Origin of the sequence: Corynebacterium sp. L4757, from assembly GCF_043673995.1 — a bacterium.
Taxonomy (GTDB): domain Bacteria; phylum Actinomycetota; class Actinomycetes; order Mycobacteriales; family Mycobacteriaceae; genus Corynebacterium.
Genome location: NZ_JBIMEN010000008.1, coordinates 87503 through 103288 on the forward strand (window position 1 = coordinate 87503; position 15786 = coordinate 103288).

A 15786-nucleotide genomic window follows, 5' to 3' on the forward strand; every position below is an offset into this window, starting at 1 on the left:
AACCCCCACAAGCAAAATGCTAGGGCGGAGTGAAAAACTGTGGATAACTTCTCCGGCTAATTCTCCGGAAAGCCTTCTACCTGCGAATCTGGGCTGTGAGTTTTCTTCTCGACCATCGTCTTCGCAAGCATATCCATCGGGTGCTGCGCGAATCCGAAGATAGTGAGAGCCAGAATTATGAGGATTGTGGGTTCAACGAATGGGACTCCGAACGCGGCAAGAATTGTCAGTAGTGCCCAGGAGTTGCGAATCGCGGCGGTGCGATAACTGGGACTGATGGAAATCAGTTCCAGCTGCAAAGACCACTTGCCTAAGGAAGTGTTCCAGCGGCCCTCGACGATGACGCGGTAGATGAAGAAGACCAGCGCAAAAGAATAAATCTGATAGAGGGTGGCGGCGTGGCCGGTCAGTGGGGCATCGGCAAGCAAATTGATAATCCACTGGATAATGAGGATGACGGCGCCGACGGCGAAACCATCAATCCAGAAGCCCAGACCACGGCGGGCGAGAACAGACAAGCGATAGCGCATGAAAAATACGATACCTGTTGCGCGTCAAAGATTGCACTGCTTGCAGCAACGATGTAGAGTTGCTGGGGCGTGTCTATGCCCGCGGACGACTTCAATCAGTATAGGAGGGTTGGCTTCGTTTGCGCGGTGAGATTGATACTACTTTATAGCAGCTTCAAGAGACGCGTTTCTGTCCAAATTCGATCTCCTAACAATTCGGAGCACACTTTAATATGCCCACTTCTAACACCCCTCAGGTAGCGATTAACGATATCGGTACCGCTGAGGACTTCCTCGCAGCAGTCGACGCGACCATCAAGTACTTCAACGATGGCGACATCGTTGAAGGTACCGTGGTCAAGGTTGACCACGACGAGGTATTGCTCGACATCGGATACAAGACCGAAGGTGTCATTCCGTCCCGCGAGCTGTCCATCAAGCACGACGTCGACCCAGATGAGGTAGTCGAGGTCGGCGATCAGATCGACGCTTTGGTCCTGACCAAGGAAGACAAAGAAGGTCGTCTGATCCTCTCCAAGAAGCGTGCTCAGTACGAGCGTGCTTGGGGCGCCATCGAAGAGCTGCAGGCGAAGGAAGAGCCAGTTACCGGTACCGTTATCGAGGTTGTCAAGGGCGGCCTCATCCTGGATATCGGCCTGCGCGGCTTCCTGCCAGCATCCCTCGTCGAGATGCGTCGCGTCCGCGACCTAGAGCCATACATTGGCCAGGAGCTGGAAGCAAAGATCATCGAGCTCGACAAGCAGCGTAACAACGTTGTTCTGTCCCGCCGTGCATTCCTTGAGCAGACCCAGTCTGAGGTTCGCTCTGAGTTCCTGCACCAGCTGCAGAAGGGTCAGGTCCGCAAGGGTGTTGTCTCTTCCATCGTCAACTTCGGCGCATTCGTCGACTTGGGCGGCGTAGACGGCCTGGTTCACGTTTCCGAGCTGTCCTGGAAGCACATCGATCACCCATCCGAGGTTGTCACCGTTGGTGACGAGGTAACCGTAGAGGTTCTGGACGTTGATCTGGACCGCGAGCGCGTTTCCCTGTCCCTGAAGGCAACCCAGGAAGATCCATGGCGCGTATTCGCACGCACCCACGCTGTGGGCCAGATTGTGCCTGGTAAGGTCACCAAGCTGGTTCCATTCGGTGCGTTCGTTCGCGTTGAAGAAGGCATCGAGGGCCTGGTACACATCTCCGAGCTGGCACAGCGCCACGTTGAGGTTCCAGACCAGGTTGTTGGTGTCGGCGAAGAGGTAATGGTCAAGGTTATTGACATCGACCTCGAACGTCGTCGTATCTCCCTGTCTGTTAAGCAGGCAGACGAGGACTACACCGAAGAGTTCGACCCATCCAAGTACGGCATGGCTGACTCTTACGACGAGCAGGGTAACTACGTCTTCCCAGAGGGCTTCGACGCAGATACCAATGAGTGGAAGGAAGGCTTCGACGAGCAGCGTCAGGCTTGGGAGGCACGCTACGCTGAGTCCGAGCGTCGCTTCCAGCTGCACACCGCTCAGATCGAGCGCCACCGTCAGGCTGCTGCAGAAGCAGCTGAGACCGAGGCAGCTTCCTCCAACTACTCTTCTGAGACCGACGATGCAGCTCCGGCATCCGAGGCTCCAGCAGAGTCCGCAGGTTCCCTCGCATCTGATGAGCAGCTTGCTGCTCTGCGCGAGAAGCTTGCTGGTGGCGAGAACTAATCTCACCCCTTAAAAGTCGCGTCTACCGTTTCGGCGGTGGGCGCGATTTTTTTTAGTTTTCGGGTCTTAAGCCCGCGAGATAGGTCTTGATGAGAAATTCGAGATAGTCCGGAAATAGTCCTTCTACTCGCTGGGGGATTTGGCGAGAGATGACGGCGATGCCGAGGAAGAAGTGGGCGGGGAGTACGGAGGCATCGATAAGCTTGTGCTCTTTTGCTTTATTGGCAAAACTCTCGGAGACGCTCAGGGCGCGCTGGAGACCAGAGTTGTCAGCTGGCAGTAGCTCGGTGTTATTGATGATGGTTTCACCCATTGCCATGAAACTTAGGGGATGAAGATCTGAAAGCTCGCGCACGATGTTGTAAAGGGCAGCCTCGGCATCGGTGTCCCAGAGGTCATCATAGGAATGAATAATGCCTTCCATCCGGTCCCAGAACCGGTGGGCAACGGCGAGCACGAGGTCAACGCGGTCAGGGAAGTGACGGTGCACAGTGGCGACCCCGACCCCGGCGGCGTTCGCGATAGTGCGAAAAGGTACCTCAAACCCTTCGGTGGCAAATAACTCGACGGACGCAGTGACAATTGCGTCTCTTTTTTCTTGGGCATCTGCTCTCATGCTTGCATTCTAACAAATGGAACATTATGCTCCATTAAAGTAAGTGGAACAACATGTTCCAATTGAGTGGAAGGGACGAGCCTATGTCACAGATTAAGGAGCAGAACCCCTGGGTAAAGGTTCTGGCGCTAACGGTTGGTTTGCCCATTATCATCGCACTAATTCTCTTTGCTTTCCTAGCGCCGTCGATGAACTCGGGGGCTAATGAATTACCTGTGGCTGTATCTGCACCGGAGCAGGTCGCCGCGGGGATGGAGCAGGAGGCGGGTGATGCCATTGAGGTCACCACGATGGAGGCTGCGGATGTCGTGGAAGGCATTGAAAACCGCGAGTATATCGGCGGTCTGGCAATGAATCCGGATATGACGGTGACCATGTACAAGGCTTCGGGCAACGGTACGCCTTATGGCACGATGCTGGATGGAATGGCAGAAGGCCTGCGTGCGCAGGGCATGACCGTCAATGTGGAAGACTTGGCACCTTTGGGTGAAGGCGATGCCACCGGTTCTGGTTTGGCGATGATCGGTCTGCCATTGGCTTTCGGTGGCATGATCTCCGGTGTCCTGATTACCGGGTTGTTGAAGCGCCGTCCATGGATCAAGGTTGCGGCGTCTGCGCTGGTTTCGCTAGCCGCCGGCTTCGTCGTGGCCGCCATCATGATGTACGGCTACGACCTCTTTGAGGGCAGCTACTTTGCTACCTCGATGGCGATTGCTGCGGGTGTGGCTGCCATCTCGCTGGTGGCTGTTGGTTTGGGTGAGCTTTTCGGTATGGCTGGTATTGGTCTGACCGCCATCTTGGTTATCTTCCTTTCCAATCCGCTCTCGGGCCTGGCTACTGGTTGGTGGATTTTACCGAAGCCGTGGGGGTTCATCGGTCAGCTCATGCCCATCGGCGCCACCGGAAACCTGGTGCGCTCTGTTGAGTATTTCGATGGTAACGGCGCAACAATGTCTATTTGGGTCCTAATATGTTGGATTGCTGTAGGCCTGGCTTGTGTTTGGTTGGGAAGCTTGAGAAAGCCTGCTGATAAGTTAAATGTTGAATAGTACTTGCATACATCGGCACAGCCTGCTTAAGATGTAATGCACAACACCCTAAGGGTTGTTACTCGTAATGGAGGCAAGACCTGGGCAGCTTTTCGATCGCTGCCCGGGTCTTTTCGTGTTTTACCGACAAGGAAAGAAGGTACATCTCATGTCAAAGACTGAGATGCGCACCGCTGCCGAGGAAATCCTCGATGGCATTGGCGGTGCGGAAAATATTGCATCGATGACTCACTGCGCGACGCGTTTGCGCTTTGAGCTCAATGATGCCTCCCAAGCAGATAAAGATAAGCTCGACGCCATCCCCAAGGTCATGGGGGCGGTGCCGCAGGGCGGACGCAACTACCAGGTGGTCATCGGCGGCGATGTAGCCAGTGTCTACAACGAAATGGTGCAGTTGCCGGGCGTTAAAAAGTCTGACGCGGACGTCAAAGCAGCTAATCGCGCAAAGGCTCAGGGCAAGATGCCATGGCTGGATACGGCCTTTGAATACCTTTCCGACTCTTTCCGCCCAATTCTGGGCGTGCTGCTTGGTGCATCGCTGATCATCGCGTTTACCGCGGTGATGGAAGCATTCGGCGTGGTGGATACCCGTGCGGATGATAAGGCACCAATCTGGTTCTTCATCGACGCCATGTGGCGCTCGGTCTTCTACTTCCTGCCAGTCATGGTGGCATATAACGCCGGTAATAAGCTGCGCATCGACCCGTGGGTCCCTGCGGCCGTCATGCTGGCGCTCTTTACCCCAGAATTCATGGGCTTGAAAGAAAATGGAATGGCGCAGTGCGTCGTCGACGCTGAGCTCGGAACTGAGACCTGTTCCATCGCGCTGCTGGGCATCAATGTCTCCCTGCCTGATTATGGCGGCAACGTCTTCGTGCCTCTGATCATGGCTTTGGTGGCGGCAGCTATCTACAAGGGCTTCCAGAAGATCATTCCTTCCGCAGTCCACATGGTCTTCGTTCCATTCCTCACCCTGCTGATCACCATCCCAGTGACCGCAGTTCTGATTGGCCCATTCGGCGTCTGGTTGGGCAGCATCATCGGTGTTGGCCTGGCATGGATGAACGGCAACGCACCTTTCGTCTTCGCAATCCTGATTCCAATGCTCTACCCATTCCTCGTTCCACTGGGCCTGCACTGGCCACTGAACGCACTGATGCTGGTCAACATTGAGGCATTGGGCTATGACTTCATCCAGGGCCCAATGGGCGCATGGAACTTCGCTTGTTTCGGTGCTACTGCCGCTGTTCTGGCCATCTCCATGCGCGAGAAGGACCCAGAAATGCGCCAGACCTCCGGTTCCGCGCTTGCAGCTGGTCTCTTCGGCGGTATTTCCGAGCCTTCGCTCTACGGTATTCACCTGCGCTTTAAGCGCATTTACCCACGCATGCTGGTCGGTTGTTTCGCGGGTGGCCTCACCATCGCCATCTTGGGCACCGCATCCGGTGGCGTGACCACCAACGCATTCGTCTTCACCTCGCTGTTGACCATCCCGGTCTTTAGCCCAATGCTGACCTACACCATCGCGGTTGTTGTCGCATTCGCCGTATCCTTCGCACTCATCTTCATTACCGATTACCGCACCGAGGAAGAAAAGCAGGTCTCCCGCGAGCGTGCACAGGCTGCGGGCCTGATTGCTGCCGATGAGCCTGAGGCTGAGGCGGACACAGAAGATGTAGCAGTCGCAGTCGAGACCACCGAACTGGCATCCCCGGTTGATGGCATGGCGGTCAAGCTCGAAGACATCGATGACAAGGTCTTCGCTGGTGGCACCCTGGGCCAGGGCATCGGCATCGTTCCGGTCAATGGCGCCATCGTCAGCCCAGTAACGGGCACTATCGCAACCGTCACCAAGACCGGCCACGCCTTCGGCATCAAGACCGATGATGGGGTAGAGGTCCTGGTGCACATCGGCATCAATACCGTACGCATGAAGGGCGAAGGTTTCGAGCCACAGGTTGCTAAGGGCGACAAGGTGACCATCGGCAAGCAATTGGCTGAAGTCGACCTGGAGAAAATCAAGGAAGCCGGCTATGACAACACCGTGGTAATGACGGTGACCAATACTAAGGCTATGCAGTCGGTTACGGGCGTCGCGGAAGGCGCTGTGAAGGCTGGCGAAGCAGTGGTTGACGTAAAGCGCTAACCTAGTTGTCAATGCACATCCTTCGAGTTTTCAATAACAACGTCGTTCTCGCACGCCGCGGGGACGACGAGGTTATCGTCACCGGACGGGGCTTAGGTTTTAAAGCTCATAATGGTGATGAGATTGATCCGCAGCGCGTGGCCCAGGTCTTTATTCCTTCGCTGGGCCGTGACCCGGACCATTTGGCGATCATGTTGGCGGCGCTGAGCCCCGACTACATCGACAAAGTGGTCACCGCGTTGAACTCCGTGCATGTTGAACCGGAATTAACGCTGGTGGTGGCTCTGGCTGACCACATCCAATCAGCAGTCGAGCGCAACCGCGCTGGCCATAATATTGACTACCCGCTGCGTGCGGAAGTTGAGCACCTCTATGCCGATGATTATGGCCGCGCCAGTCAGGTCTTGGCGTTGATTAATGCGGAACTCGATGAACCTTTGCCGGATTCCGAGGCCATCGCATTGGCCCTGCACTTGGTTAACGCCGGTTTTGCGTCAGGGGATTTGTCTAATACCTACCGCATGACGGGGCTGATTCAGCAGCTGATTGCCATCATCGGGGAGTTCTTCGGCAAAGAACTTGATACTGGAGAGGTCACTGTCGCGCGTTTTATTACGCATCTGCGCTATCTTTTCGTGCGCATGCAGCAACATAAACAGCTCAGTTCAGAACACTCGGCGATTGGCCGCGCTATCGTGGAGGCATATCCGCGCGCGAGCGAGTGCGCGAAAATGTTGGCAAATATTATTGAGCTGCGCATGGATGATCCTCTCACCGATGATGAGATTTCATACCTGGCGCTGCACGTGGCACGACTCGAAGGAAAAGCATGAAAATCATCGGTCTCACCGGCGGAATTGGCAGTGGTAAATCAACAGTCGCGCAGGCTTTTGTAGACCAAGGTTATCCGCTGGTTGATGCCGATCAGCTTGCCCGCGAGGTGGTTGAGCCAGGCCAGCCGGCATTGCACGAGCTTGCCGATGTTTTCGGCGCCGATATCCTCGATGAATCCGGCGCGCTCAACCGTGGTCTTTTGGCATTGCGCGCGTTTGTGGATAAAGAACAGACGGCGAAACTCAATGGCATCACGCACCCGCGCATCCAGCAGCGCAGGGATGAACTCTTCGCGCACTACCGCGATGAGGGACATGAGGCGGTTATTTATGACATGCCGCTGCTGGTGGATACCGGCCAGGATAAGGATATGGACTTCGTCCTGGTTGTCGATGTGGACGCGGATGAGCGGGTGCGCCGACTGGTGGAATTTCGCGGCCTGGATGAAGCAGATGCGCGGCGCAGGATTAAAGCCCAAGTACCCGATGACGTGCGCCTGGCTGCAGCGGATCGGGTCATTGATAATAACGGCCCGCTCGAGGACTTAAAGCCACAGGTAAGCCAACTTATTGCTGATGCGCCGTGGTTTGCCTAGCAGCGTAGAATAGCCGGTATGGCTTTTGCAGCAGAACATCCTATCTATTCGCAGTCCGAGCACCGCCCTGTCGGTGACATCGAACGCACGGGACGCCCCTTTGAAGTGGTCTCCGAATATGAACCAGCGGGTGACCAGCCCACTGCAATCGCAGAGTTAGACCGCCGGCTTAATGATGGCGACCGGGACGTGGTACTTATGGGTGCCACCGGTACCGGTAAATCAGCGACCGCGGCGTGGCTGATCGAAAAGCAGCAGCGCCCCACGCTGGTGATGGCACCGAATAAGACCCTGGCGGCGCAGCTGGCCAATGAGCTTAAGCAGTTACTGCCGAATAACGCGGTGGAGTACTTCGTTTCTTATTACGATTACTACCAGCCAGAAGCCTATATCGCGCAGACCGATACCTATATTGAAAAAGACTCCTCGATCAACGAGGATGTGGAACGCCTGCGCCACTCGGCGACTTCCGCGCTGCTTTCCCGCCGCGATGTCGTCGTGGTCAGCTCGGTGTCCTGTATCTATGGCCTGGGCACACCGCAATCCTATTTAGACCGTTCGGTACTGCTGCACGTTGATGATGAAGTAGAACGCGACCAGCTGCTGCGCCTTTTGGTGGATATCCAGTATGAGCGCAATGACGTGGGCTTTACCCGCGGTGCTTTTCGCGTCAACGGTGACATCGTGGACATCATCCCGGCTTATGAGGAACGTGCAGTGCGCATCGAATTCTTCGGCGATGATATTGATGCCCTCTACTACATCCACCCAGTCACCGGCGATGTCATCGAGCGGGTCGATGAACTGCGTATCTTCCCGGCAACGCACTACGTGGCGGGGCCGGAGCGCATGGAGAAGGCAGTGCAGGCGATCAAGGACGAGCTTGCTGAGCGCCTCGAAGACTTAGAAAACCGCGGCAAGCTGCTGGAGGCGCAGCGCCTGCGCATGCGCACGGAGTATGACTTAGAGATGATTGAGCAGGTTGGATTCTGCTCCGGTATTGAGAATTACTCACGCCACATGGATGATCGTGGCCCGGGCACCGCTCCGGCGACATTGATGGACTACTTTCCAGAGGACTTCCTCACCATCATCGATGAGTCCCACGTGACCGTTCCGCAGATTGGCGGCATGTTCGAGGGTGATATGTCGCGTAAGCGCAACCTGGTGGAATTCGGTTTCCGTCTGCCATCGGCGGTGGATAACCGTCCATTGACCTTTGATGAATTTGAGCAGCGTGTGGGCCAGACGGTGTATCTGTCGGCGACCCCGGGCAATTATGAAGTCGCGGCTGCAGGTGGCGAGTACGTTGAGCAGGTCATTCGCCCCACCGGACTGGTGGACCCGAAGGTGACGGTCAAGCCGACCAAGGGCCAGATTGATGATCTCATTGATGAGGTACGCGAGCGCACTAATAAGGATGAGCGCGTCTTGGTTACGACCTTGACCAAGCGTATGGCCGAGGACCTCACGGACTACCTGCTGGAGCATGGAATTCGGGTGCGTTATCTGCACTCAGATATTGATACGCTGCAGCGCATTGAGCTGCTGCGGCAATTGCGCCTGGGTGAGTATGACGTGCTGGTTGGTATTAACCTCCTGCGTGAGGGCTTGGACCTTCCGGAGGTCTCACTCGTGGCCATCTTGGATGCAGATAAGGAAGGTTTCCTGCGTTCCACTACGTCACTGATTCAGACCATTGGTCGTGCGGCCCGTAACGTCTCTGGTGAGGTCATCATGTACGCCGATAAGATGACTGAATCCATGGAGCGCGCCATCGATGAGACCGAGCGTCGCCGTGAAAAGCAGATTGCCTATAACAAGGAAAAGGGCATTGACCCGCAGCCGCTGCGCAAGAAGATCGCGGATATCTTGGACCAGGTATATGAGAATGACGCGGAAGGCGAGTCTGATCCCGCCAAGATTGTGGACAAGCCGGACATTTCCATGATGGCGGCTGATGAGGTGCAAGTGCTCATTGATGACCTGTCCAAGCAAATGGCTGCGGCAGCACGCGAATTGAAATTCGAATTAGCTGGACGTTTGCGCGATGAGATTGCAGATTTGAAGAAAGAACGCAGAGGTCTCAAAGACGCGGGCATTTAGTGCAATAATTACTTCCATAGGTTAATTTCCCGAACTAGATGAAAGCGAATGTAGATGCTGACTTATGAGACCATCGCTGTTGGCACAGACGGTTCTCCCACTTCATTACGCGCGGTGCGCGCTGCTGCCAGCATGGCACGGGCGTATGAAGCAAGGCTGATCATTGTCTCGGCGTTTTATAACCACGCCGGCTCCATGTTGGGCGTGGCGGATTCAGAAAGCGTGCCCATCATTGATCAATCCAGCGCAGAATCCTACTTGGATGAAGCCGCTGCGATTGCTCAGGAGGAGGGCGCACCGAACATTGAGGTCATCGGCAAGTCAGGCGATCCGGTCAAGGCGCTACTAGATATTGAAAAAGATCGTGGCGTGGACCTGTTCGTGGTGGGCAACCGCGGATTGAACTCTGTGCGTGGTCGTGTGTTTGGTTCGGTTCCAACCGAATTAACGCGCAAAGCACAAGCAGATGTCGTCGTGGTAAACACCACGTCTGAACGCAATTAAAGAATCCTATTGTTAGACTGAAATTACCAATCTAAGGCGTGTGAAAGGTCAACATGAGCGAATATGACACCATCGTTGTGGGTACTGACGGATCGAAGTCGTCCCTTTTGGCAGTAGAGCGTGCGGCTCGTATCGCGGCGGCATTTGATGCCACCTTGATTATTGGCTGCGCTTATTATGAGAATAAGGAAGAAGCGTCCAAGACGCTGCGTCAAGAGTCCGTGACCATCTTGGGCGATGACGTTGCTACGCAAAACCTCGAAGCCGGCAAGGCTCATGCAGAGAAGTTCGGCGCAACCAAGGTTGAGACCGCAGTCCGCTCTGGCACCCCAGTCCAGGCGTTGATGGCCATTGTCAATGACAATAACGCCGACCTATTGATTGTTGGTAACCGCGGCATCAACTCTCTGACCGGCCGCCTGTTGGGTTCTGTTCCAGCAGACGTTGCCCGTCAGTCTGACTGCGATGTGATGATTGTTCACACCGTCAGCTAAGTACTGACTTTTATTTAAGCCACTAAGTATGTACTTACTTGGTGGCTTTCTTATTGAGCTCTGAGATGAGCTCGTGTCCATCTTCGCCATGGATGAAAGGCACGGTGGCTCGCGCACTGGAGGCGATTTCCGCTAGGGGCGCGACCGTACCGTGGGAGAGCACATGTTCGCGTGGGCTGAGTGTGCGCACGGCAACCAGCCGTATTTGGGTTGGGTGTTCTTTGACCACCTGGGAGAAAATCAGTGGGTCATGCTGGCCATCATCGCCGACCAGAATCCACGTCATGTGCGGATAGTCAATAATCAAGTTTCGCAGCTGGACTTTCTTATGTTCTTGGCCGCTACGGAATAGGCCCGTGTCTGTGGGACCCCAGTCAGTCAGCAACATCGGCCCGCGTGGAAAACCGTGCTTTTCGGTGAAACGGTTGAGCGTGCGGTAGGTATTCCAAGCGCCGGTGGAGAGATAGAATACCGGTGCATCAGGATAGGTTTCCTGCATGCGGCGGAAGAATGCTGACATGCCTTTGACCGGTTTGCGGGTATTGGTGCGCTTGACCCAAGAATTCCACGCAGCAACCAGGGCACGGGGGAGCCAGGTGACCAAGATGGTGTCATCAATATCGCTGATGATGCCGACTTTTTGCTCAGAGTCCACGATCATGAGATCAGCGGTGGCATCGCTGGCGCCTTCGACAGAAATCGTCGCTTGGTGCCAACCGGCAGCAAGACCCGGGTTATCTACAGCGATATCAATATAGCCATTGTCATCGGTGCGACCTTTTACTTCCATGTCACCAATGGTGATGGTGTAGGGGTGGTCGGGGAGCTGGATGGTGAGAAATTGCCGCCATCCGCGCTGTTCCGGTCGGTCATCGGGGCTCACGCTGGCATCGTTAGCCGCTGTGCTTTCGGGATCGATAGCCAAGATACGGCCAAAGATACGAATATTGTTCTTCGAGCCATAACCGGTATACGCGCTGGTGGCTGGCACCCAACCATTTTTCAGCGCGCGCTTCAACGAAGCCTTATTGATGGATTGTTCTACTTTGCGGACGATGTCACTCAAGGCCATAGAGAATTATTTTAGAGCAATAGTTCTCCCGGCATTGGGCAAGTAAAGGATTTGAGAAGTTTCCATAGAGTTCACCTTGATTGAACTAATCGTTCACTAGGGACACTTAGCATGAACGTAGCGTCCAAGACTTTGGGCGTCGCACTACACCCTGGTGCGGCTTTAAAACTTTGGCACAAGGAAACTCAATGACAACACGACATTCAGCAATCATCTTTGATTTTGATGGCACTGTGGCGCTTGGCCACGGACCTGTTGAAGCATATGCTCGCGCGATCCCCGAAGAAGCGTTGGATGCCCCGGAGTCATTTGCCAAGGAAGTAGCAGCCGCACTGACAGACATTGACAATCTAACAAGTCCCTACCGCGATGGCTATCACGCAGTTGCAGAGATAGCGATCGCGCAAGGCATCGAGAAAGACACGCTTTCACGCGCCTATATCCGCAGTCGTGAGCTGCTGGGAACTGATGAAGCAGAAGTCAACATGCCGCAGAACCTACCCGGCTTGCTGGAAGAACTAGCCCCGCATTCGTGGCTGGTCCTGGCCACCAACGCACCAGCAACCGGTGTTGAAGCAGTACTGACGGACTGGGGCATTCTGCAATTTTTTGATCAACTTAGTTTCAACACCGGCAAGCCGGCGGGAATGGCGGAGTTGATAGAAGGTATCGGTTCCCAGCGGATTCTGGCGATTGGCGATATCGATGAAAATGACCTCGCACCAGCCGCCGAACTAGGCGCGGACACCCTACTAGTTACCCCACACCACACCCTTGATGATGCCGCGGAAGACATCATCGCCTGGGCACAACAAGGAGAATAAGAAGCACATGAAGAAGAAGTTTATTGCGGGCCTCGGAGCAGTTGCACTCACCTTGGGTCTGACTGCCTGCAGCGCAGCAGAAGATGACACCCTCACCATTTCTCTCGTTCCATCCACCGAAGGTGAAGACCTGGCTGAAGCGCTGGGGCCACTCACTGATTACCTCTCCGAGCAGCTAGGTGTTGAGGTTGAGGGAGTGGTTGCGAGTGATTACGCAGCAACCGTCGAGGCATTGGGTGCGGGACAATCTGATGTCATCATCACCGATGCTGGCTCGCTATATAACGCGATGGAACAGCACAATGCTGAGTTGATTCTGCGCGATGTTCGCTTCGGCGCCACCGCCTACTCTGCGGTGGCCTACACCAATGATCCAGATAAGTACTGTGACGATGAGCCAACCATGGCTACCTATGCGGCAGCTGATACGGAAATGGCGTACTGCAATGGCATTGAGCCAGAAGATACCGCCTCCGGTAATGGTCCAGCAGCAGTAGAGCAGCTGGGCAAGCTTGCCGATGGCGACTCTGTCATCCTGCAAAGCGCCACCTCACCGGCAGGCTACCAATATCCAGTCGTTGCAATGGAAGAGCAAGGAGTCAACGTTGATGCCTTGAATCAGGTGCCGGTTGAGGGTAATAACAACGCGGTTCTGGCATTGGCCAATGGCGATGGTGAAGTGTCTTTCGGTTTCTGGGACGCACGTTCTTCCGTCTTGGAAGAAAACCCAGATGTGGCCACTGACGTGGTGGCTTTTGCCTACACCGAGCAGATCCCGAATGGTGGCGTGGCTGTGCGCAATGACTTGGACCCAGAGCTGAAAGAACAGCTCATTGAGGCGATGGACAACTATGCCGAGTCTTCCGATGAAGCAGCTGATGTCATGATGGACCTGGTTGGTCTGTCCGATTGGACTGCGGATACTCAGGAAGAAGACATTAACCGCTACGGCGAAATTCTGGAGTACTTCGCAAACTAATGGAACAGATAAGTTGGCCAATTGCGCTCGATAATGTCGGCGTGACCTATCCCGGTGGGCTGAAAGCGATTAGCGATGTCACTATAGATATCCAGCTGGGGGAGATGGTCGGCATCATCGGGCCTTCCGGCGCGGGCAAGTCCACGTTGATTCGAACGATCAATGGTCTTAACCCGATTAGTTCGGGAACCGTGTCCGTAGGACCACACCAGATTGATAGCCTGCACGGGCGTGCGCTGCGCCAAGCGCGTGGTGATATTGGCATGATCTTCCAAAGCTTCAACCTGGCCGATCGAATCAACGTTATGGACAATGTCCTCGTTGGTCGTTTTGCGCACACCCCGGTCTGGCGCGCAGTTCTGGGATTGCATACGGCGGAAGACAAAGAGCTAGCGCTGAATGCGTTGACGTCCGTGAGTTTGGATGACAAGGCTGAGGCTCGCGCGGGCGCACTTTCGGGTGGTCAAAAGCAGCGTGTGGCAATTGCTCGTGCGCTGGCACAGCAACCTAAGGTGCTGCTGGCTGATGAACCAATTGCCTCTCTGGATCCGCCCACCGCGCATTCGGTGATGCGCGATATTCAGAAGATTAACAGTGAGCGCGGTATTACCGTTGTGGTTAACCTGCACCAGCTGGACATGGTGAAGAAATACACCAAGCGCGTGATTGGCGTGCGTGCCGGAAAAGTTGTCTTTGATGGCCCGACCGCAGAGGTCACCCATGCCGACTTTGAAGCCATCTATGACCGTCAGATTGTCGCGGATGATGTGGCGGAACAGGACGCGGTATGACAGTCGCAACGGCTAAGAATACTCGGGCGAAAAAGTGGGCGGCTGTCATTGGCGTTATCGCGATAACGGTGCTCGCGGCATCACCGAGTCTGGGCGGAGTGGACATTGATCTCAATTCGCTGGTCCGTAACTGGGCCAATGGCTACGACAAGTTGCTGCAGATGCTGCAGCCGAATTTCGCCTTCATTCCGCGCACTACGGGTCCGATGCTAGAAGCATTGCAAATGGCATTTGTCGGCGCGGCGATTTCCGCGATCATTTCAGTGCCATTGACACTTTGGGCGGCACAAGCCACCAACCAATCCGGTATCGGTCGGTTCATCGTGCGCACGATGATTAACGTCGTTCGCGCGGTGCCTGACCTGGTATATGCCACCGTTCTGGTCGCGATGGTCGGCGTTGGTGCGCTCCCCGGCGTGCTGACATTGATACTGTTCAACCTCGGTATCGTGGTCAAGCTGGTCTCCGATGCGATTGACTCTGGTGAGCATGACTACATGGAGGCTGGACGGGCTGCCGGCGGCACGCAATTCCAAATCAATCGCACGATGACCATGCCTCAGGTTATGCCGCTATTTATGAACCAGTGGCTTTATACCCTGGAGCTCAACGTCCGGATTTCGGCGATTTTGGGCATCGTGGGCGCAGGTGGCATCGGCAGGCTGCTCGATGAGCGCCGTTCCTTCTACGCCTATAGCGATGTATCAGTGATTATTCTGGAAATTCTCATCGTGGTCATCCTTATTGAGCTGCTGTCCAACTACCTGCGCAGGCGGTGGACAACATGATGAAGATGGTGGACCTTAAAAAGCTCCTGTTTGCCGCGCTACTCATCATCGCGTTGATGACATTGGGGATTAATTGGCGGTCACTACCGGAGGTCCCAGGACAAGTCTGGCACTACCTGCAACTGATGTTTTCCGACCCTGAGTGGTCACGGTTGCCGCGGGCCCTGGCGGAAATGTGGCGCTCTATCGCCATGGCGTGGATTGGTTCGTTGATCTGTGTCATCGTGTCCGTGCCTTTGGGATTCCTCGCTGCTTTTGGCGTGGGACCACTGTGGCTACGAAATGCGCTGAAGGTGCTTTTCGCTATCATCCGTGCATTCCCGGAAGTGGTTATCGCCATTATCTTGCTGACCGTGACTGGCCTGACGCCCTTTACCGGTGCGCTGGCCTTGGGAATTTCTGGTATCGGGCAGCAGGCCAAGTGGACCTATGAGATTGTGGAATCGGCCAAGACCACCGCGCCTGAAGCCATTCGTGCGGCGGGTGGAACGACTGCGACGATTGTGCGTTGGGGTCTGTGGCCAGCCTGCTTGCCGGCCATCTTGTCCTTTGCGTTGTACCGTTTTGAAATTTCGATTCGTACCTCTGCGGTGCTGGGCATTGTCGGCGCCGGTGGTATTGGCAGCATGCTGGCCAATTACACCAACTATCGCCAGTGGGACACGGTTGGTCTGCTTCTGATTGTGATGATCGGTATTACGATGATTATTGATGCCATCTCCGGGCGTTTGCGCCGGTCAATCATGAGTCAGGCCTAGATTTTTAGGTCGAGTGAG

General features: G+C 55.1%; 16 protein-coding genes. 13 read left to right on the plus strand and 3 right to left on the minus strand.

Going from position 1 to position 15786, the window contains the following annotated elements:
- Window positions 1-56: 56 nt before the first annotated feature.
- Complete coding sequence (locus ACG98I_RS10590; RefSeq protein ID WP_394720603.1) at window positions 57-530, minus strand: RDD family protein; 474 nt, start codon at window positions 528-530, stop codon at window positions 57-59.
- A 212-nt stretch (window positions 531-742) separates the two neighbouring features.
- Here ACG98I_RS10590 and rpsA point away from each other — a divergent pair, with 212 nt between their 5' ends.
- The gene (gene rpsA, locus ACG98I_RS10595) at window positions 743-2212 is read left to right on the plus strand and encodes a 30S ribosomal protein S1 (protein WP_394720604.1); all 1470 of its coding nucleotides are present in this window, start codon (window positions 743-745) and stop codon (window positions 2210-2212) included.
- Between the two features lie 52 nt (window positions 2213-2264).
- On the opposite strand, the gene ACG98I_RS10600 is transcribed toward rpsA, so the two are convergent.
- Window positions 2265-2828, minus strand: coding sequence for a TetR/AcrR family transcriptional regulator (locus tag ACG98I_RS10600; protein WP_394720605.1), 564 nt, complete (start codon window positions 2826-2828; stop codon window positions 2265-2267).
- An 83-nt stretch (window positions 2829-2911) separates the two neighbouring features.
- On the opposite strand from ACG98I_RS10600, the gene ACG98I_RS10605 reads away from it, so the two are divergent.
- The 7 genes from ACG98I_RS10605 (at window position 2912) to ACG98I_RS10635 (ending at window position 10556) form a co-directional block, all read left to right on the plus strand.
- Window positions 2912-3877 carry an ABC transporter permease gene (locus ACG98I_RS10605; RefSeq protein WP_394720606.1) on the plus strand — a complete coding sequence of 322 codons (966 nt, stop codon included), beginning with the start codon at window positions 2912-2914 and terminating at the stop codon, window positions 3875-3877.
- Window positions 3878-4025: 148 nt separating this feature from the next.
- Window positions 4026-6023 carry a glucose PTS transporter subunit IIA gene (locus tag ACG98I_RS10610; RefSeq protein ID WP_394720607.1) on the plus strand — a complete coding sequence of 666 codons (1998 nt, stop codon included), beginning with the start codon at window positions 4026-4028 and terminating at the stop codon, window positions 6021-6023.
- Between the two features lie 11 nt (window positions 6024-6034).
- On the plus strand, window positions 6035-6856 hold the full coding sequence (locus tag ACG98I_RS10615) for a BglG family transcription antiterminator (protein WP_394720608.1): 822 nt from the start codon (window positions 6035-6037) through the stop codon (window positions 6854-6856).
- Complete coding sequence (coaE, locus tag ACG98I_RS10620; RefSeq protein ID WP_394720609.1) at window positions 6853-7452, plus strand: dephospho-CoA kinase; 600 nt, start codon at window positions 6853-6855, stop codon at window positions 7450-7452. Before ACG98I_RS10615 ends, coaE begins: the two co-directional genes overlap by 4 nt.
- Before the next feature lie 18 nt (window positions 7453-7470).
- Complete coding sequence (gene uvrB / locus ACG98I_RS10625) at window positions 7471-9558, plus strand: excinuclease ABC subunit UvrB (protein ID WP_394720610.1); 2088 nt, start codon at window positions 7471-7473, stop codon at window positions 9556-9558.
- A 54-nt stretch (window positions 9559-9612) separates the two neighbouring features.
- Window positions 9613-10062 (plus strand): universal stress protein, encoded by a 450-nt coding sequence (locus ACG98I_RS10630; RefSeq protein ID WP_394720611.1) that lies wholly within the window; start codon window positions 9613-9615, stop codon window positions 10060-10062.
- Window positions 10063-10115: 53 nt separating this feature from the next.
- Window positions 10116-10556, plus strand: coding sequence for a universal stress protein (locus ACG98I_RS10635; RefSeq protein ID WP_394720612.1), 441 nt, complete (start codon window positions 10116-10118; stop codon window positions 10554-10556).
- Between the two features lie 34 nt (window positions 10557-10590).
- Here the strand turns inward: ACG98I_RS10635 and ACG98I_RS10640 are convergent, their stop codons facing one another.
- Window positions 10591-11628, minus strand: coding sequence for an App1 family protein (locus ACG98I_RS10640; protein WP_394720613.1), 1038 nt, complete (start codon window positions 11626-11628; stop codon window positions 10591-10593).
- A gap of 188 nt (window positions 11629-11816) precedes the next feature.
- Between ACG98I_RS10640 and ACG98I_RS10645 the strand changes: the two genes are divergently transcribed.
- Genes ACG98I_RS10645 through phnE (ACG98I_RS10665) form a run of 5 tightly spaced genes read left to right on the plus strand, consistent with a single transcriptional unit; the run spans window position 11817 to window position 15768 of the window.
- Window positions 11817-12452: an HAD family hydrolase gene (locus ACG98I_RS10645; protein WP_394720614.1), complete on the plus strand. Its 636-nt coding sequence runs from the start codon at window positions 11817-11819 to the stop codon at window positions 12450-12452.
- A 7-nt stretch (window positions 12453-12459) separates the two neighbouring features.
- Window positions 12460-13431, plus strand: coding sequence for a phosphate/phosphite/phosphonate ABC transporter substrate-binding protein (phnD, locus tag ACG98I_RS10650; protein WP_394720615.1), 972 nt, complete (start codon window positions 12460-12462; stop codon window positions 13429-13431).
- Entirely contained in the window at window positions 13431-14222 is a 792-nt protein-coding gene (gene phnC, locus ACG98I_RS10655) for a phosphonate ABC transporter ATP-binding protein (protein WP_394720616.1), read from the plus strand. The genes phnD and phnC overlap by 1 nt, the downstream gene beginning before the upstream one ends.
- Window positions 14219-15010 carry a phosphonate ABC transporter, permease protein PhnE gene (gene phnE, locus ACG98I_RS10660; protein WP_394720617.1) on the plus strand — a complete coding sequence of 264 codons (792 nt, stop codon included), beginning with the start codon at window positions 14219-14221 and terminating at the stop codon, window positions 15008-15010. The genes phnC and phnE (ACG98I_RS10660) overlap by 4 nt, the downstream gene beginning before the upstream one ends.
- Entirely contained in the window at window positions 15007-15768 is a 762-nt protein-coding gene (phnE, locus tag ACG98I_RS10665) for a phosphonate ABC transporter, permease protein PhnE (protein WP_394720618.1), read from the plus strand. Before phnE (ACG98I_RS10660) ends, phnE (ACG98I_RS10665) begins: the two co-directional genes overlap by 4 nt.
- Window positions 15769-15786: the final 18 nt, after the last annotated feature.